Origin of the sequence: Limnobacter sp. SAORIC-690 (assembly GCF_002954425.1) — a bacterium.
Lineage (GTDB): Bacteria > Pseudomonadota > Gammaproteobacteria > Burkholderiales > Burkholderiaceae_B > Limnobacter > Limnobacter profundi.
This window is the reverse complement of the sequence record NZ_MQVZ01000001.1, coordinates 1,637,379-1,654,038: the sequence shown is the minus strand read 5'-3', so window position 1 is coordinate 1,654,038 and position 16,660 is coordinate 1,637,379. Positions and strand designations below refer to the sequence as shown.

General features: G+C 54.0%; 13 protein-coding genes and 1 tRNA gene. 8 read left to right on the top strand and 6 right to left on the bottom strand.

The window, feature by feature from the left end:
• Positions 1 to 46: 46 nt before the first annotated feature.
• Positions 47 to 946, bottom strand: coding sequence for a DMT family transporter (locus tag BSZ31_RS07885; RefSeq protein WP_240605673.1), 900 nt, complete (start codon positions 944 to 946; stop codon positions 47 to 49).
• Between the two features lie 117 nt (positions 947 to 1,063).
• Here BSZ31_RS07885 and pyrF point away from each other — a divergent pair, with 117 nt between their 5' ends.
• The 8 genes from pyrF to BSZ31_RS07845 all read left to right on the top strand — a co-directional run bounded on the left by pyrF (position 1,064) and on the right by BSZ31_RS07845 (position 9,699).
• Positions 1,064 to 1,924 (top strand): orotidine-5'-phosphate decarboxylase, encoded by an 861-nt coding sequence (gene pyrF / locus BSZ31_RS07880; RefSeq protein ID WP_105028284.1) that lies wholly within the window; start codon positions 1,064 to 1,066, stop codon positions 1,922 to 1,924.
• Positions 1,925 to 1,997: 73 nt separating this feature from the next.
• Complete coding sequence (locus BSZ31_RS07875) at positions 1,998 to 2,702, top strand: response regulator transcription factor (RefSeq protein WP_105028283.1); 705 nt, start codon at positions 1,998 to 2,000, stop codon at positions 2,700 to 2,702.
• A 13-nt stretch (positions 2,703 to 2,715) separates the two neighbouring features.
• A complete protein-coding gene (locus BSZ31_RS07870) occupies positions 2,716 to 4,173 on the top strand; it encodes a sensor histidine kinase (protein WP_105028282.1) in 1,458 nt (485 codons plus the stop codon).
• Positions 4,174 to 4,212: 39 nt separating this feature from the next.
• Positions 4,213 to 5,229 (top strand): PhoH family protein, encoded by a 1,017-nt coding sequence (locus tag BSZ31_RS07865; RefSeq protein WP_105028281.1) that lies wholly within the window; start codon positions 4,213 to 4,215, stop codon positions 5,227 to 5,229.
• Positions 5,222 to 5,716, top strand: coding sequence for an rRNA maturation RNase YbeY (gene ybeY / locus BSZ31_RS07860; protein WP_240605672.1), 495 nt, complete (start codon positions 5,222 to 5,224; stop codon positions 5,714 to 5,716). Before BSZ31_RS07865 ends, ybeY begins: the two co-directional genes overlap by 8 nt.
• Before the next feature lie 91 nt (positions 5,717 to 5,807).
• Positions 5,808 to 5,883 (top strand) — tRNA-Lys (locus BSZ31_RS07855).
• Positions 5,884 to 6,055: 172 nt separating this feature from the next.
• On the top strand, positions 6,056 to 8,269 hold the full coding sequence (locus BSZ31_RS07850) for a peptidase M19 (protein WP_105028280.1): 2,214 nt from the start codon (positions 6,056 to 6,058) through the stop codon (positions 8,267 to 8,269).
• Positions 8,266 to 9,699, top strand: a complete 1,434-nt coding sequence (locus BSZ31_RS07845) for a hypothetical protein (RefSeq protein ID WP_105028279.1) — start codon at positions 8,266 to 8,268, stop codon at positions 9,697 to 9,699. The genes BSZ31_RS07850 and BSZ31_RS07845 overlap by 4 nt, the downstream gene beginning before the upstream one ends.
• Positions 9,700 to 9,707: 8 nt before the next feature.
• Here BSZ31_RS07845 and BSZ31_RS07840 read toward each other — a convergent pair whose 3' ends face one another.
• From BSZ31_RS07840 to BSZ31_RS07820, 5 genes are read right to left on the bottom strand one after another with little or no spacing between them, the layout of a single operon-like run.
• On the bottom strand, positions 9,708 to 10,361 hold the full coding sequence (locus BSZ31_RS07840; protein WP_105028278.1) for a peroxiredoxin: 654 nt from the start codon (positions 10,359 to 10,361) through the stop codon (positions 9,708 to 9,710).
• Positions 10,362 to 10,392: 31 nt separating this feature from the next.
• Positions 10,393 to 12,075 (bottom strand): sulfatase-like hydrolase/transferase, encoded by a 1,683-nt coding sequence (locus BSZ31_RS07835; RefSeq protein WP_105028277.1) that lies wholly within the window; start codon positions 12,073 to 12,075, stop codon positions 10,393 to 10,395.
• A complete protein-coding gene (locus tag BSZ31_RS07830; protein ID WP_105028276.1) occupies positions 12,072 to 14,693 on the bottom strand; it encodes a glycosyltransferase in 2,622 nt (873 codons plus the stop codon). The genes BSZ31_RS07835 and BSZ31_RS07830 overlap by 4 nt, the downstream gene beginning before the upstream one ends.
• A gap of 23 nt (positions 14,694 to 14,716) precedes the next feature.
• Entirely contained in the window at positions 14,717 to 15,610 is an 894-nt protein-coding gene (locus BSZ31_RS07825; protein WP_105028275.1) for an alpha/beta fold hydrolase, read from the bottom strand.
• Positions 15,607 to 16,593 carry a hypothetical protein gene (locus BSZ31_RS07820; RefSeq protein WP_105028274.1) on the bottom strand — a complete coding sequence of 329 codons (987 nt, stop codon included), beginning with the start codon at positions 16,591 to 16,593 and terminating at the stop codon, positions 15,607 to 15,609. Before BSZ31_RS07820 ends, BSZ31_RS07825 begins: the two co-directional genes overlap by 4 nt.
• Positions 16,594 to 16,660 lie beyond the last annotated feature (67 nt).

The following is a 16,660-nucleotide window of genomic DNA, read 5'->3' as shown; positions in this document are numbered from 1 at the left end:
TTCAACTCTTAATTCGCCAGCAAGTGCGACACAAGCAACCCACGCTTCAGCCGACCACTGCTTTCTTTCTCCCTGGCACGAGAATCACAGCCATCGCGCCAAGAATCAAAACCAATGCTGCAAAGTCAGGCCAATGCGGTACCTCGCCAAGGAATAAACTCCCTGCCATCACACCCACCACCGGAATAATCATGATGGACAAGCTCGACACAATGGGTGGCAGCGATTTGGCCAGGCTAAACCATGCAACCTGGCAAAATGCGAACACACCAAAAGCGTTGTAGAAAATTGGCCACCACTGCGACCAACCTTGCGGCGCACCCACATCGGTTCCCTCAAACCAAAAACCAGCCAAACCCATGGCCACAATGGTAGGCGGCATCATGGCATGGGTAAAGGTGAGGGCATGCAAACCCGTGGGATAGTGCCGAATCAGCGTAGTACCAAGCCCCCAACATGCAGCAGCAATAAGCATCAGCACCACTCCCAGAGGGCTGCCAGCAATGGCTGCAAATTCAGAAGAGAGCAGCAACATCGCAGCCACCATCGCCAAGCTTAATCCGATCCAGCCACGGCGCCCTACCGGGTGGGCGAACATCAAACCAGTCAATACCACCCACACTGGCATGGTGTAGCCCAAAATCGCTGCACGGCCCGAGCTCAGTTCCTTCACGGCCAAAATACAAAACAAGTGCCAGCCAATCATATTGGGCAGGCACAGCAGTGCCACACGTCCCCACATTTCACGCGGCACCTTGAGCGACACCTTCATTTGCCGAGCCACAAGCCACATGGCCGCCATGCCGAACACCATGCACAGGGTGCGGAAATGTAAGGGTGGGTATTGGGTTACCGCATACTTCATGACAGGCCAGTTCAAACCCCAAATGGCTGTAATACCAAGAAGCAACTGGATTTGAGGCAGGGATAATTTTGCAGCAGGCACGTAAGTGAACGATCATTCAGTAAAGTGCCCCAGTGTAGTGCATTGGCCCACGCTTGCCCCTAGGGGCTTGCCCTGATCCTGTACAATAGCGACACCTTCCAACTGTTCTCGCATGCAATGGCCAGCAATCGTTTTTCGCAATTTTCATCATTCCCGAAACGCCTTGCGCACAGTTGGCAACACAGCAACTCCATGTTGTGCGTGGGCCTGGACCCCGACATTTCCCGCATGCCCGAAGGCTATGGCACAAGCCCCGCAGAAATTGAACGCTTTTGCATCGAAATTGTGAAAGCCACTGCCGAGTTTGCCTGCGCATTCAAACCGCAAATTGCCTACTTTGCTGCCAACCGGGCCGAGGCCGCGCTGGAAAACATTCTGGCGTATGCCAATGAAATTGCCCCACATGCCACCACCATTCTGGATGCCAAACGCGGCGACATTGGCGCCACAGCCAAGCAATACGCCATTGAAGCGTTCGAGCGGTACAAGGCCGACAGTGTCACTTTGAGCCCTTACATGGGCAGCGATTCCGTTGAGCCCTACCATGCCTATTCTGACAGGGGGCTTTTTCTGCTGTGCCGCACCTCCAACCCAGGTGGCAACGACCTGCAATTTTTAAATACCGAAAAAAGCGAACCGCTGTACCAAACAGTCGCCAAACTGGCCACCACAGCGTGGAACCCGCACCAGCAAGTGGGCCTGGTGGTGGGTGCAACCTACCCGGAAGAAATTAAAACCGTGCGCGCACTGGTGGGCGATTCGCCCCTGCTGGTGCCTGGCATTGGCGCACAGGGCGGCGACTTGCTGAAAACGGTAAAAAATGGCCTGTGCAGCCAAGGCTGGGGTTTGCTGATCAATTCCTCTCGCGCCATTTTGTACGCCAACAGCACAGCCAGTTTTGCAAGCGCTGCCGCACTTGAAGCGCGAAACACCCGTGACGCAATTCAAGCCGCGAAAGCCACGGCACTTTCGGGCTAGAATCAAAGCAATACACATATTCATGTTCAGGTAAAAAGAGCCCCACCGGCCGGCCTGCACTGAGGAGACAGGGATGAAAATACTTCTGGCCGAAGACGACAGCTTGTTGTCTGAAGGTTTGTCGCAGTCGTTGCGACAGGCTGGCTACGCCGTGGACTGCATGTTCAAAGGCAGCGACGCTGACACCGCGCTGACCACCATGAACTACGATATTTTGATACTCGATTTGGGCCTGCCAAAAATGAGTGGTTTGGAGGTGTTGCGCCGCCTGCGCGCTCGCGGCAACAACATGCCGGTTCTAATCCTGACTGCTGCGGACAGCGTGGAGCAACGCGTGCAGGGCCTGGATGCCGGAGCTGACGATTACATGGCCAAGCCTTTCGACCTGAAAGAACTTGAGGCCCGGGTGCGCGCATTGGCGCGACGTGGCACAGGTGGCGGCGCCAGCATCTGGAAACATGGACCACTCACCTTCGACCAGGTGGGGCGCATTGCCTACATCAACGACGACATGCTCGACCTTTCAGCGCGTGAAGTGGGTTTGCTGGAGGTATTGCTTCAACGCGTAGGTCGCTTGGTCAGCAAAGAACAATTTGTAGACCACCTGTGCGAATGGGGCGAAGAGGTGAGCAACAACGCCATTGAGGTTTACATACACCGTCTGCGCAAAAAAATTGAAGTCAACGGTGTTCGAATTGCCACGGTGCGTGGCTTGGGTTATTGCCTTGAAAAATTTGTCGAGAAAGAAGCCACACCCGATGCCAACGCCAACACATAAGGCGGGTGCCTGATTGGCTTGGTATAAACGCAATCCACTGGCCTCGGGGCAACAACAACGCCGCTCGCTGTTTGGCGAAATTCTGGACTGGATGTTGGCGCCCCTGCTTATTTTGTGGCCCATGAGTATTGGTGTGACCTACCTGGTCGCCAAGTCAATTGCCAACGATCCCTTCGACCACATTCTTGACGACAAAATCACTGCGCTGGCCCAAGAGGTAGCGGCGCAGGCGCCCAGCAACCAGTTTTCAATCCCCAAGGAAGCGCTGGAAATTTTACTGGCCGATGGCACCGACCAGCTGCGCGTTCAAGTGTTGGGCAAAGGTGGCGAATTTTTATTGGGCGACGAACGAACCCTGCCCATTCCGCAACGCGAGGCCCGGCAAATTGGCGTGGTGAACTTTCGCGATATTGTGGTCAATGGTGAAGACTTTCGCGCAGGCCACCTGTGGATTGAATTACCCACAGTGGGCGAAAACCGGTTCATGCTGATTCAAATCGCTGAAACACTCGGCAAGCGCGATGGCTTGGCCAACGAAATCATCAAAGGCGTAATTCTGCCGCAGTTCGTTATTCTACCCCTGGCTGTATTGCTGGTGTGGTTTGGCCTGTCACGGGGTATTGCCCCCTTGAACAGCCTGTTGGATATTATCCGCAACCGCAAACCCGACGACCTCAGTGCCCTTCAAACCAAAGACACACCCGAAGAATTGCTGCCGGTTATTACCGCCTTGAACGAGCAACTGGAAAGGCTTGAACAAACCATCGACACCCAAAAACGCTTTGTGGCCGATGCGGCCCACCAGCTTAAAACACCCTTGGCTGGCCTGCGCATGCAAGTGGAATTGCTGAGCGATGAAACCGACGAGGCTGCCAAACTGCGCAGCTTGCGCCGCCTGAAAGTCGGCACCGAACGGTCAACCCGCCTGGTCAACCAGCTGCTGGCGCTGGCCCGCACAGAAGCACCCTCAGTGCTTCAGTTTGAAAAGCTGGATTTAACCCACATTGCGCGAACAGTCTCCCGCGACTTCGTGCCCGAAGCCATGAACAAACGCATTGACCTGGGTGTTGAAGTGCCCGATCACCCGGTGTATGTGAACGGTCAAACCCTGATGCTGACCGAGATGATAAAAAACCTGGTGGAAAACGCTTTGCGCTACACCCCAGAGGAAGGCTGCGTGACCGTGCGGGTGGACGACAGCCCCCAACGCGAAGCGATTGTGCTGGAAGTGGAGGACGACGGCCCTGGCATTCCGGAAGGCGAACGCAACCTGGTGTTCGACCGTTTTTACCGCGTTCTGGGCACCAGCGAAGACGGCTCGGGCCTAGGGCTGGCTATTGTGCAGGAAACTGCACACCAACACGATGCCAACGTGAGTATTCATGAGAATCCGAAATCCAGCCACCCCGACAGACCTGGCACCTTGATGCGTGTCAGTTTCCAGCCTCGCCACCGGCAAATGGAAGATTGAATGCTTAAAATACGAAGTCAACTTTTCTAGAAGCACCCAATGAAAGCAAAAGGCAGTGAATGGCACGCCCCGGAAGACGACAACCACAAACTGGCCAACCTGTGTGGCCCAGTGGATGCCAACCTTCGGCAAATTGAAGCCGCGTTGAATGTAAAAATTGCGCGACGCAACGGCACGTTGAATGTGGTGGGCGACAAGGAGAATGCCAAGCAGGCTTTTATCCTGATCAATCATTTTTTCGAGAAAAGCGATAAGCCGGTTACTGCCGACGAAATTCAACTGGCCTTGGTTGAACTGAAAAACACCAATACAGTGGCCAGCCCGAAAAAAGAAATTCCGGTGATTGCCGGAGCGGATGAACCTGTGGTGCTGCGTACCAAAAAAGGCGATCTGCAACCGCGAACCGAGCGCCAGAAAGATTACCTGAAGGCAGTGCTGGAGCACGACCTGACCTTTGGTATTGGCCCGGCGGGTACCGGTAAAACCTACCTGGCCGTGGCTTGCGCCGTGGATGCACTGGAACGCGACAGCGTAAAGCGAATTATTTTGACTCGCCCCGCCGTGGAAGCTGGCGAACGCCTTGGCTTTTTGCCAGGTGACCTGAACCAGAAAGTAGACCCCTACCTGCGCCCTCTGTACGATGCGCTTTACGATTTGGCCGGTTTCGACCGTGTGCAAAAATGGTTTGAGCGCAACGTGATTGAAATTGCGCCACTGGCCTACATGCGCGGCCGTACTTTGAGCCATGCCTTTGTAATTCTGGATGAAGCGCAAAACACCACGCCCGAGCAAATGAAAATGTTTTTGACCCGAATTGGCTTTGGCAGCAAGGCGGTGATTACCGGGGATGTCACGCAGATTGACCTGCCACGTGGCCAGCAAAGCGGCCTGGTACAAACCCAACATGTGCTGCGCAACGTCAAGGGCATTGCCATGACCTACTTCACCAGCGCCGATGTAGTGCGCCACCCACTGGTGGCCCGCATTGTTGAAGCCTACGAGCGTTTCCACAACCCTGAACGAACCGGCACTGCTGGTGAAACCAATCATGAGTAAAACCACAGCGCCGGTCAGCGTCGCCATTCAATGGGCCGTGCATGCCGACCACCCTCCCTTCTCGGAAGTGGACAACAGCCGCATTCGCCGCTGGGCCAAAGCCTGTTTCATGGACAGGGCCGACATCACCATTCGACTGGTGGGCGAGGAAGAAGGCCGGCAATTGAACCGCGACTTCCGCGGCAAAGACTACGCCACCAATGTGCTGACTTTTCCCATGGACATGCCCGACCTGGGCGCCGATTCTGGCCTGCCTGTGTTCATGGCCGACATTGTGATTTGCCCCGCCGTGGTGGAGCGCGAAGCCGCCGAGCAGGGCAAAGACCCGATTGACCACTTGGCCCACCTGATTATTCATGGCTGCCTGCATGCCCAAGGCTATGTGCACGAACGCGACAATCAAGCCGAACTGATGGAAAACCGCGAAATTGAAATTCTAAAACGTTTCAAGATTTCAAACCCTTACGTGATTTCAGCCAAAAAATAGTGGCTTTTTGCCCGCGCAGGGCTTGACCACTTTTGAAAACTTGGCCATAATCGCGGTCTTCGGTTGAGGGCCAACGCCCAAAGCGAAATGTGGGTCGTTAGCTCAGCTGGTAGAGCAGAGGACTTTTAATCCTTTGGTCGTGAGTTCGAATCTCGCACGACCCACCAAAAAATACAAAAAGCCTGAGTTTAAAAGCTCAGGCTTTTTTCATTTCCGCTCTGCTTTGGATGTGTCGGCCTTTTTACATTACTGGCATTCTTCGTGTCACAAACACATCTAAATCTTGATCACCTTCAGTAACAGCAAATCACCACCAAAAATTTCAATGGGGTTTGTCTGATGAATGTGAAAGCACTTCTCGCCCTTGGCGCAACCGCAGCACTCCTTTCCGCTTGCTTGTCCAGTGGCGAGACCACCTCCAGTTCGAGCACCAGTGGCGCAGGCCAACCAGTCACCCCCAGTGAAACACCCTTGAAACTGTCCGAATTCTCGGTGGCCAACGGCTGCTTCGGTTTGCAATCGGCATTCAGCAGGCAGTTTGTACAGCCCGCTGCCGCCCGTTATGCTGCCGGCCCCGCCACACAGGCAGAAAACTTCACCCTTCGGCCCACGGAATTGGGCAAGTACCTCATTTACGGCAGCGACCGGCAAATGGTCACGGCCCAAGGCAACACGCTGGTGGCCAGCGCCGAGCCCACGGATGCAGCTGTGTGGCAAGCCAGTTTTGACAAAGACAAAAGCCAATTTACTTTCACTGATGCAGCAGGCCGCTTTTTGGCGCTGGATGAAACCGCCGGGCTGACCACCACCAGTGAACAAACCGAACGTACACAGTTCAAACTGGCCCCCGCCAGCGATTGTGCGGCCTACCCCGAAATGCCCACTGCCATGGAAGGCACGCCGTACAAAGGCAAAGGTGAAAACCAGCCCATCATCGGCTTTGCCGACACACACACGCACATGGGCATGTCCAGCGAAATGTCATTGGATGGCAGCGTAGGCCCATCCGCTGGTGGCGTGTTGTATGGCGAAGTGGTTCATCGCTTCGGCATTCCGCATGCGCTGGGCAGTTGCGAGGCATTTCACGGCCCCAATGGCATACGCGATGCCAACAACATTCTGGAAACAACGCCGGGCGCCCAGCACGACACACAAGGTTGGCCCACATTTGTAGACTGGCCACGCCGCAACTTCCTGACTCACCAGGTGATGTACCACGCCTGGGTTGAACGGGCATGGCGCGCTGGTTTGCGAGTGATGGTCAACCACGGCACCAACATTGCTGCGCTGTGCCGGGTTGGACAGACTTACTCGGGCAATCCGCAGGCTGACTGCAACGACATGGGCGTGGCTACAAAACAGGTGGAATACCTGTATGACGTGCAAGACTATGTGGATGCGCAATTTGGCGGCCCTGGCAAAGGTTGGTACAGAATTGTGAAAACCCCGGCGGAAGCCCGCAAGGTGGCCAATGAAGGCAAGCTGGCCGTAGTACTGGGTGTTGAAGTAGCGCAAGTGTTCAATTGTGGCGTGACCATGCTGCCCGGTGGTGGGGAAATCCGCAAATGCGACCAAGCGCAGATTGATGCCGAGATCGACAAGCTGTGGGCTCTGGGTGCGCGCCACGTGTACCCCTTCCACGACATCGACAGTTCACTGGGTGGTGCCGGTATTTTCAGTGGCGACGTGATCAACTTCCTGAACTTTCTGGACACCGGTGCTTTCTGGAAAACCACCGAATGCCGCGACTTTCCCGAGAATGAACCCTCGGTACGCGAACCGGGCACCAACATGACCACCGCCGTACCCGGCAGTAGCAGCAATGCGCTCACCAAGATGTTGCTGGAAGCTGTAGGCGGCATTACTCCGCTGTACCCCGATGGCAAGCGTTGCAATGCGCGCACAGTGACTGACCTTGGCCGGTATGCACTCACGGCACTGATGAACCGTGGGTTTGTAATTGACATTGACCATGCGGCCTACCACAGCAAAGACATTATGCTGGACCTGGCCGAGAGCATGAACCCGCCCTACCCCATGGCCTCCTCGCACGACGCACACGGTGGCCTGACCAGCGACCAGGCTGTGCGCATGTTGAAACACGGTGGTGTGATTTACCCCTACAAAGGCAATGGCATCAAACATGTGGAATTTCTGGAAAAACTGAAGTTCTGGCGCAACAAGGCTGGCCTGAACAACACCCTGCTGGGCTTGGGTTACGGTGCGGATGCCAACGGCTTTGGTGGTCACCCCGGCCCCCGTGGTGGCGACAGCGTGCCGGTTCAATACCCCTTCACCCTGTTCCGGGGTGAAGGCTGGGGGCCGCGTTATCAATCCTTGCCTGCCATGAAAGTGAACATGTTGACCATTCCGGAGAGTGGCAAGTTCTGGCACATCGATGAGGTGGGCATGGCGCACTATGGCATGGTGGCCGACTTCGTAGAAGAAGTACGCCTCGAGGGCGGTGGCGAGGCAATTGATGCGCTGTACAACAGTGCTGAAGCTTATGTACGCATGTGGGAAAACGTGTACTACCGCAACAATCCGAAATGATTGCGTATTTACTAGGCTCGGTGCTGCTGGCAGCACCGGCCAGCGTTTGGGCACACGCTTTTGGTGAACCGGTACAACTGCCCATGCCTTATGGGCTGTACATCGCAGGTTCGGTGGTGGCGCTGGTGTTGTCGTTCGCATTGCTGGCTTTCAGTGGTCGACCGGGCGGCCAATTCGCCAATCGATTGAACGCGCACAGCACCTTACCTTTGCCCGCATGGCCTGCGCGGTGGGTCCATCGGGCTCGCGCGGCAGGCTCACTGTTCTGGTTAAGTGCCTTGTTGTTCTGCATCATCACTGGGCTATTGGGCAGCAATGACAGCCACCGCAACTTCAACATGACCTTCTTCTGGATTCTGTTTGTACTGGGTGGTGCTTACGCGTCCATGCTGATTGGTGACTGGTACAAGCACCAACATCCCTGGCGTTTTTTGCTGCCTCGTGGCTGGACTGGAATTCGAAAATACCCACGCTGGCTGGGCCATTGGCCTGCGTTTGCACAACTGGTTTGCCTGATCGCAATTGAGCTTTTTTTTCACAGCACGCCGCGAAAGCTTGCCCTGCTGTTGATTGCATTTGGTGTATTCAACCTCGCTGGCATGTGGCTGTGGGGCACAAAGCGCTGGCTGCAACGTGGTGAATTGTTCGCGGTGTTGTTTCGAATTTTTGCAGCCTGCACACCGCTGCGCCGAACACGCAGCATCGATGGAAAATATCGGTGGCGAATTGCCCTGCCCTTTTCTGACCTTCGCCGCTTGCGCCTGTGGCACCCCGCACAGTGTCTGTTTGTGTTGTTTTTGTTGTCGTCCACCGCTTACGATGGGCTGCGGGAAACGGCGGTGTACTTCAATGTTTTCTGGCAAGACCCCTTTGGTATTTTAACCATCGCGTTTGGTGATCACCCGCTGAAAATTTATCCGCAAGTGCGCCCCTGGTTTATTGCCTGGGAAATTGTCTTGCTGATCATGTCCCCGTTTTTTTACTTGTTGCTGTTCGTGTTGTTTCTCGCCTTGGGGCGCAGGCTGACTGGCGGCAAACAAAGTATTGGGCTGCTGTTACGCCGCTATTTGCCAAGCTTGGTGCCCATCGCCGTGGTCTACCACTTGACGCACTACTACACCTTGCTGTTTAGCCAGGGTTTGAAAATTCGTGGTTTGGCGTCCGATCCCTTCGGCTGGGGCTGGAATATTTTCGGCAATGCCATTACAGGTCGTCTGCCGTGGCTGCCCGACATGGCCAGCATCTGGACCAGCCAGGTTGTGCTCATTCTGGCGGGGCATGTTGCCGCTGTGTGGCTGGCCCACCAGCAGGCGCTGCAACTTGAACGCAGCAACAGGCGCGCCACATTAAGCCAGCTGCCCATGCTGGTTTTGATGGTGGTATTCACCAGCGTGGGCCTTTGGATACTCGCTCAACCGCTACAAGGCTAATGCAACGATTAACCTGGCATCTTGGTGGTACGCAGGTAAGGCAACTTGATGTCAATGCTGCCAAATTTCTCGGTGGCCTGTTCATTGTTCAGCGACAAGGCAACAATCACATCCTGCCCCTGAACCCAGTTCGCCGGCGTTGCAATCGGCTTGCCATACGTGGCCTGAAGCGCATCCAGCGCACGCAACACTTCCGCAAAATTTCTTCCCACTGACATGGGATAAGTCATCGACAGCTGCATTTTTTTGTCTGGACTGAAAATGAACACCACGCGCACACTGGCTGAATCGGCAGCCGTGCGGCCATCAGGCAAGTAGGCATTTGCGGGCAACATGTCCAGCGCCTTAGACACTTCAAGCGACTTGTCAGCGATGATTGGAAAGTTTGCTTTCGCACCGGAAAATTTCTCAATGTCACCTTTCCATTGGGTGTGTTCTTCAACACCGTCAACAGACAATCCAATGACTTTCGTACTGCGTTTTTTCCATTCTTCGGCCAGCTGTGCCACTGCACCGAACTCGGTAGTGCACACGGGGGTGAAGTCTTTGGGGTGACTGAAAAGAATGGTCCAGCTGTCGCCGATGAAATCGTGCAACATAAAACTGCCTTGGTCTGTTTCCAGGCTAAGGTTGGGTACCACGTCATTAATTCTCAAACCCATTGATATCTCCTTGTTGAGGAATTTCACGGAACTAGTTGCCAAAGCCTTTCAGCAACGTGGCAGTCAGTTCATTCAAAGTCCCTAAGGGTACTCGCTTCTTCGGCGTCAATCCATCAGTAAAGCCCATGGCTTTGAAACGGTCCAGCAGTGACTTGTCTTTTGAAACAATAAACACAGGCACATCCCATGGCGTCGGTTCTCGCGACACACTGCCTGTAGGCTGATGGTCACCAATCATTACATACACGGTTTCTCGTGGCTCGGGCTGGCTGAAATATCCTGCAAGCCACGTATTGGTGTAGTTGATCGTACGCAGGTAATCGGGCTTCATGTATTCCCAATTCACGGGCTCGGCTTGTGCGCGGGCTGCCGCCGCAGCATCGAACGGCTGAGGGCCCAGCAACTTCTTCCAGTCAGGCTGATAGGGTGGCACCTGATGAAAAGGGAAATGGCTGGAAATGGTCGGAAAAAAAGTAAACCTGGGCTTGGCCGATTCATTGCGCGGGTACAACTCCTCTACGCGCGCCGCAGCATATTGGTCTGGAATTTTCCAGAAACCAAATGCCGGGCCTTCATAGTTCAAGGCAGGACCATCAATGTATTGGTCAAAGCTGTAAAAGGCGCGCTCAACCCACTCCCAACCCACAGAATGATAAAGGCCAAAGGTTTCGTAACCCTCTCGCTCAAACACATCCAGCAAAGTGGGCCGCTGGGTGGTTAACAGCACATCGTGTTTGCGCGAGTCTTTTAAATCAATGCCCGACAACACCGACAAGTGCGCAAGGTCGCTTGCACCGCCAATGGTCGGCGACACATAAAATGCAGACACCACATTGCGGCCGCTGGCCAAAATGGACTTTTCAAGTTGTGCACGGGTTTGTGCGACCGCATCTGAAGAGTCTTTCTGGTCATAAAGTACAGCGCCATATGTTTCCAGAAAGATCATGTACACATCGCGCTTGTTCAGCGCCGCCAAGGCAGGTGTGTGCGGGTTGGCCAAAGCCTCGTCGATCACTGTGGTGGCTGGCAACAACTGCGCCGCACGCGAGGGCACCAGTATGTCGCGCAGTTTCATCGCCTCTTTCCAGTAAACCGGTACTACAGCCTTGGACACAAAAGTGGGCTTGTCCGGATCTTCGGAATAATTAACAAGCACCACGATGCCAACCAACAGCAAGGCGCTCCACAACCAGAGCGTTTTTGATACAGGTTGCACTGCATTGCTCACGGTGTGCATGGCAACAAGCAGCAGCCGGTAATAAGCCCACACCGCTGCACAAGTCAACAGCACAGCCACGGCTGTCAGCCACACCGGCAAGCCCTGCGCGGTAACCCACACAAAGCGCGGAAGCTGTGGGACATCCCAGTACAAGTTGACCGGACGCCCCAATAAATTGGGTACCACCACATCGGCATAGTGACCAAATGCCATCAGCAAATACAGCGCAGAAACAACGCCCAGCACCCGCACGGACGGCTTGCCAAACACCGCAACCCATGCGGAAAGCAGCATGATCAGACACACAAACTCGGGCGATACGCCCAAGTCGGGCAGCACATACACCGTGGGCCAAATGGCCGAGAAGCAAAGGGTAGAATTTAAAAAGATCAAGGCCAACAACAATTGACCGCTGAAGCGCCACTTCGACACCTCGTTGGTACCACCGAAGCCCACACCAAGACTGCCTCGCAGTGCTGTATCTGTAGAACTCATGACTGCTTCACACCCATTTCATTGTGGACCACAGCCCTGGCGGGCGCAGCACTGAGTAAAGAAACGACAAACGCCGCGACAAAGGGCAAGCTTTGGGTAACCAGAACAAGGCACCACGCCAGGTTTTCTCTGGAATCAAAGCCCAACCGAAAATAAATCAACCCCACAGCACACAACAACACAAAAGCCAAAACAGATTCATCACGCGCTGCATTCACCGCATGAAATACAGCCATTCGATTGGCCATTTTTGGGGTGCGAATAAACGGAATTTTTCGCCCCACAAACAAACCCGACAAGGTGGCGCGCCCGATTGCATAACTCAGCGACAAGCCCGCCAAGGTGGCTGCCATGGCGGTGCGAAAACTGGCCTTGACCTGCACCAGATACAGCGTAAACAGTTTGGTGATTTTAAATGCAAAAAACATGATGGGGACCACGCTAATCAATAGCGGCGGCGCATTGAAGGCCAAAGGATCGAACAACATCAAACCCGACCACAGCACAGCGAGCAAGGTAAAAACCAGATTGATGCCATCGGCGATCCAAGGCAACCAGCCCGACACAAAGTGGTAGCGTTGCCCTGCGGTTAACTTGCTTTGTTTGAAACCAAGCAACTGGCCTGCGTGTTCGCGCAAAATTTGCATGGCACCATAAGCCCAGCGGTGTCGCTGTTTTTTGTAATCGGTGAAGGTGTCGGGAATTAAACCGTGCCCATAGCTTTGGTCGATGTACACCGCTTCATGGCCCTGCTCAAAAATTCGCAGCCCCAATTCGGTGTCCTCGGTAATGGTGCTGACCCCCCAACACCCAACCTGTTTAAGCACCGATCGGCGAACCATGGTCATGGTGCCATGCTGAATAATTGCGTTGCGCTCATTTCGGGTCACCATGCCCAAATGAAAAAAGCCCTTGTACTCGGCGTAGCACACGGATTTGAATGCACTGTCCACACCATCGCGATAGTCTTGCGGGGCTTGCACAATCGCAATCTCGGGTTTTTCAAACTCGGGGGCAAGGTCTTTCAGCCAATGCGGCAACACTTTGTAATCTGCATCAATCACAGCCACCACTTCGGCTTGCGGGCAGGTTCGCTCCAGCGCGTAGTTCAAGGCACCTGCTTTGTATCCACTCAAGGGGCTTACATGAAAAAAGCGGAAACGCTTACCAGACTGTTGATCCAACTGCTGGCAATGCGCCTGCACCGGGCGCCAGGTGGTTTCATCTTTCGTGTTGTTGTCCACCACAATCACTTCGAAATTGGGGTAATCAAGCCGGGCCAGTGCATTCAAGGTGTCGATCAGCATTTCAGGCGGCTCCTCATAGGCCGGCACATGAATAGACACAAACGGCTGATGGCCTTTTGCAAGCGCCGTCTCAGCCTCACCACGCTTGGGCAAGGTCAACAGCCTGCGCCGGCTGCTGTACCACATGGCTTCGGCCCATTCATGGGCTTCCGACATCACGATCACAAATACCCCCACCACGCCCAGCAACAAAAACACCGAAATGGCCACACTGGCCCAGGTGTGGTAATGCAAGGTGAAGTCGTAAATCACATAAATAATCAGGGATGAAATGACAAACGCATTGAAAATCAAAAAAGTGCGTCCGCTGTCGCGCAGGGTTTTGCTGTCGATCAGCAACAGGAAAGTCATCATCAAAGCCACCACGATGGAAGCGGCTGCAAGCAACTTCCATTGCGGTATGGCAATAATCGGTCGATCGGGCTCAAACTTAGGTTCGCGGAACGAATCGAACACGCCCCAGTGTCCGCCCACACTGCCTTCAATATCTGACTTCCAGGGTTGATCAAAAGCCTCCATCACGTAGAACACGATGTCTTCTTGCTCAGCACGCGGAATGAAGCGACGCAAAAACTTGGCCTGGTTGGCCTGGGATGCTTCGGCCTGCTTGATCGAGCGTCCATTGCTGGGCCAACCCACTTCGGTAACTACAATCGGTTTGTCGGGAAATGCCTGTTGTAATCGCTTGTAGGTATTAATTGAAAAATTAACTGCGTCGTCCAGCGCAATGCCTTCCCAGAAAGGCAGCAAATGCACAGCAAGGTAATCCACATGCTCGGCCAGCTCCGGGTTTTTCAGCCACACATGCCAAGGCTCTGCAGTGCTCACAGGAATATCCGTTTCAGCGCGCACCTGGTCCAGGTAAGCAGTCATTTGCTTCAGGTTCAGGTCTTCTCGCAGCAGGGCTTCGTTACCTACAATCAGACGGACTACGTTGTAGGGTGGGCTGTGGGCCACACTCAGCAAACGCTCAAGTTCTTTTTCGTTGGCTTGCGGGTCGGGGCTTAACCACGCACCCAAGGCCACATTGATGTTGTGTGCTTTGGCCAGCGCGGGAATTTCTCCGAAAATACCCGCCACGGTGTAGGTGCGAATGGCCAGCGTTTTACCCGCCAGCAATGACAAGTCCCGGTTGATGTCTTCAAGCTTGGGTTCGATGTTGTCGATGGGGCTTTGCCCAGCTTGATACGGAGAAAAGGCGAAACCTGGAACGACCTGATTCCAGGGCGGCTCCTGAGCAGGTTGGTTGATGTAACCGTAACCCCCGACAACCAGCAATACAAAAGCAAACAGTGCAAAAACGGAGGGCATGGGCGTACAGCTTTAAAAACAATTCAATGAATTCTATCTTGACCACGCAGATGCGCAAGAAGTTCTTGCAACACGGCACCTGGTTGCTCAGCTTGAAGAAAATGACCGCAACCCCTCAAGGTGCAACTTCGTACCCCTTTCGGAAAATATCGGGCATCGACCATGGGCTCAAGCAGGGCCGCCTGCATACAACCATCATTTTCACCTGCCATTACCAGCGTAGGAACCTTCAATGCTTTTCTGGACAAGGCATAAATGGAACGGGTTGGCGCACGGTGCAAGGTAAACAGCGAGCGGTAATAACGTGTAGCAGCCCAGGCGACACCCGGATTTGAGAACGCATCGAGTACCGGATGAATTTCGGACTCCGAATACTTCCACCCTGGGGACCAACTGTTCCAGAAGGAACGAATCCGACCAAACTGGTTGGCCACCAACCTGGCTGGCGCGGAGTCTAATTGCATTTCGAGCATGTAAGCAGAAAGCACCAGCTGCTTGGGCAATAATCGCCAAGCCCTTTCCACTTTTTGAAATGGCGGAATAGCCAGCAAACTGAGGGTTGTCCATGCCTGCGGGTCGGTGGCCGCAGCGGCCATACCGGCCACAGCCCCCCAATCATGCCCCACCAAATGAACCTCTCGCCCTTGAAATAAATTTCGCCAGGCCAACAAATCAAGCCCGGCATTGAAGGGATCATAATTTGCGTTCGGACTGACCGAACCAGTGGTGTACCCCCGAAGCCACGGCCGCACCACATGGTAGCCCGCCTGTGCCAGCCCATCGGCCACGCCGTTCCAGCTGTGTGGCGTGTCGGGGAAACCATGCACAAGCATGGCGACTGCCCCATTTTCCGGGCCTTGCACCATGGCACTAAGCCTTAAATTGTCGTGTTGCAAGTAAATCGTTTTATACGTCATTTGGAACGGCTAAAGTTACCTCTGAAAAATGCTTCCAGACGAAAGGTCAAGGCCACGTAGGGATCACGATTGCCTTCGGTCGGAAAATGGATTTCGGGAATGATGTCCATGAATAGAATATTCTTGTGAATGTCACGCCGATAGTAGGCTTGCAAAATATAGTCCTTAATGGTGTTTTCTCCGCGGTCCTCGCCCACGATAATCAGCGCGTATCGCAACGCTGTGCGCGAGTTCAGCACGCGATTAATTTCAGCGGTTTGAGAAAACACCGTGGAATCCCTCATTTCCTCATATTCGGCATAGGTTTGAAAACGCAGTGTTTTTGCCTCATCCAGTGGTTTATTCAAATCGAAATTGGTGCGCACCTGCAAACCACGCTGATTGAACTGGGTCACGCGACTGGATGAATTGATTTGCCATTTGCTTTCGCTGAAATTCCATTGTCTCAGAGCAGAGTAACGCAGGTAAGGATCAAGTGGTGCACCAAACTTCACCCCCAGCCCCAAGCCCTGTACCCAAGCCTGCTTGGGGTCCTTGGATGAGCGCCGCTCCAGGCCAACTGCAGAATTGTTGGTATCAAAACGTTCGCCCCCACGCACCTCGCGAATACCTTGCTCGGAAAGACGACCCAAGGGTTCTTCAATGTCGCTTTCAATAATGAGGCGCAACCGCTTTTTAGTAGTGGGCATGTCGACTCGAAAGCGAACACTGGGATCAAGCTTGGAATCACCAGGTTGAAGCCGGGTGTCCAGTGCAACCCGAAGAAAAGATTGATTTTCAACAGACAGGCTGTCTTCGGTGCCAAAAAACTGATCAATATTTCGAGCAGTGTTGTCGACCATTCGGGTTAAATCGTAATGCACAGGCTCAAAACGCTCTTGAAGCCAAACGGGCAAATCACTCTCAGTGTTTGCAGCTTGAGCAACACCGCCCAAAGTAAACACGCACAAAAAAACTGCAACAACGGTGGGGGCTATTTTCAAAGCCTTCTCCTGATCAAGCTGTACTGCAGGTCAACACACGATATCAATGTACGCCTTTAAACAATGG

Bases quoted from the DNA above. Each gene is read 5' to 3' on its own strand.
- pyrF (WP_105028284.1), top strand. From the start codon at position 1,064: ATGGCCAGCAATCGTTTTTCGCAATTTTCATCATTCCCGAAACGCCTT.
- BSZ31_RS07875 (WP_105028283.1), top strand. From the start codon at position 1,998: ATGAAAATACTTCTGGCCGAAGACGACAGCTTGTTGTCTGAAGGTTTG.
- BSZ31_RS07865 (WP_105028281.1), top strand. From the start codon at position 4,213: ATGAAAGCAAAAGGCAGTGAATGGCACGCCCCGGAAGACGACAACCAC.
- ybeY (WP_240605672.1), top strand. From the start codon at position 5,222: ATGAGTAAAACCACAGCGCCGGTCAGCGTCGCCATTCAATGGGCCGTG.
- BSZ31_RS07850 (WP_105028280.1), top strand. From the start codon at position 6,056: ATGAATGTGAAAGCACTTCTCGCCCTTGGCGCAACCGCAGCACTCCTT.
- BSZ31_RS07845 (WP_105028279.1), top strand. From the start codon at position 8,266: ATGATTGCGTATTTACTAGGCTCGGTGCTGCTGGCAGCACCGGCCAGC.
- BSZ31_RS07840 (WP_105028278.1), bottom strand. From the start codon at position 10,361: ATGGGTTTGAGAATTAATGACGTGGTACCCAACCTTAGCCTGGAAACA.
- BSZ31_RS07835 (WP_105028277.1), bottom strand. From the start codon at position 12,075: ATGAGTTCTACAGATACAGCACTGCGAGGCAGTCTTGGTGTGGGCTTC.
- BSZ31_RS07830 (WP_105028276.1), bottom strand. From the start codon at position 14,693: ATGCCCTCCGTTTTTGCACTGTTTGCTTTTGTATTGCTGGTTGTCGGG.
- BSZ31_RS07825 (WP_105028275.1), bottom strand. From the start codon at position 15,610: ATGACGTATAAAACGATTTACTTGCAACACGACAATTTAAGGCTTAGT.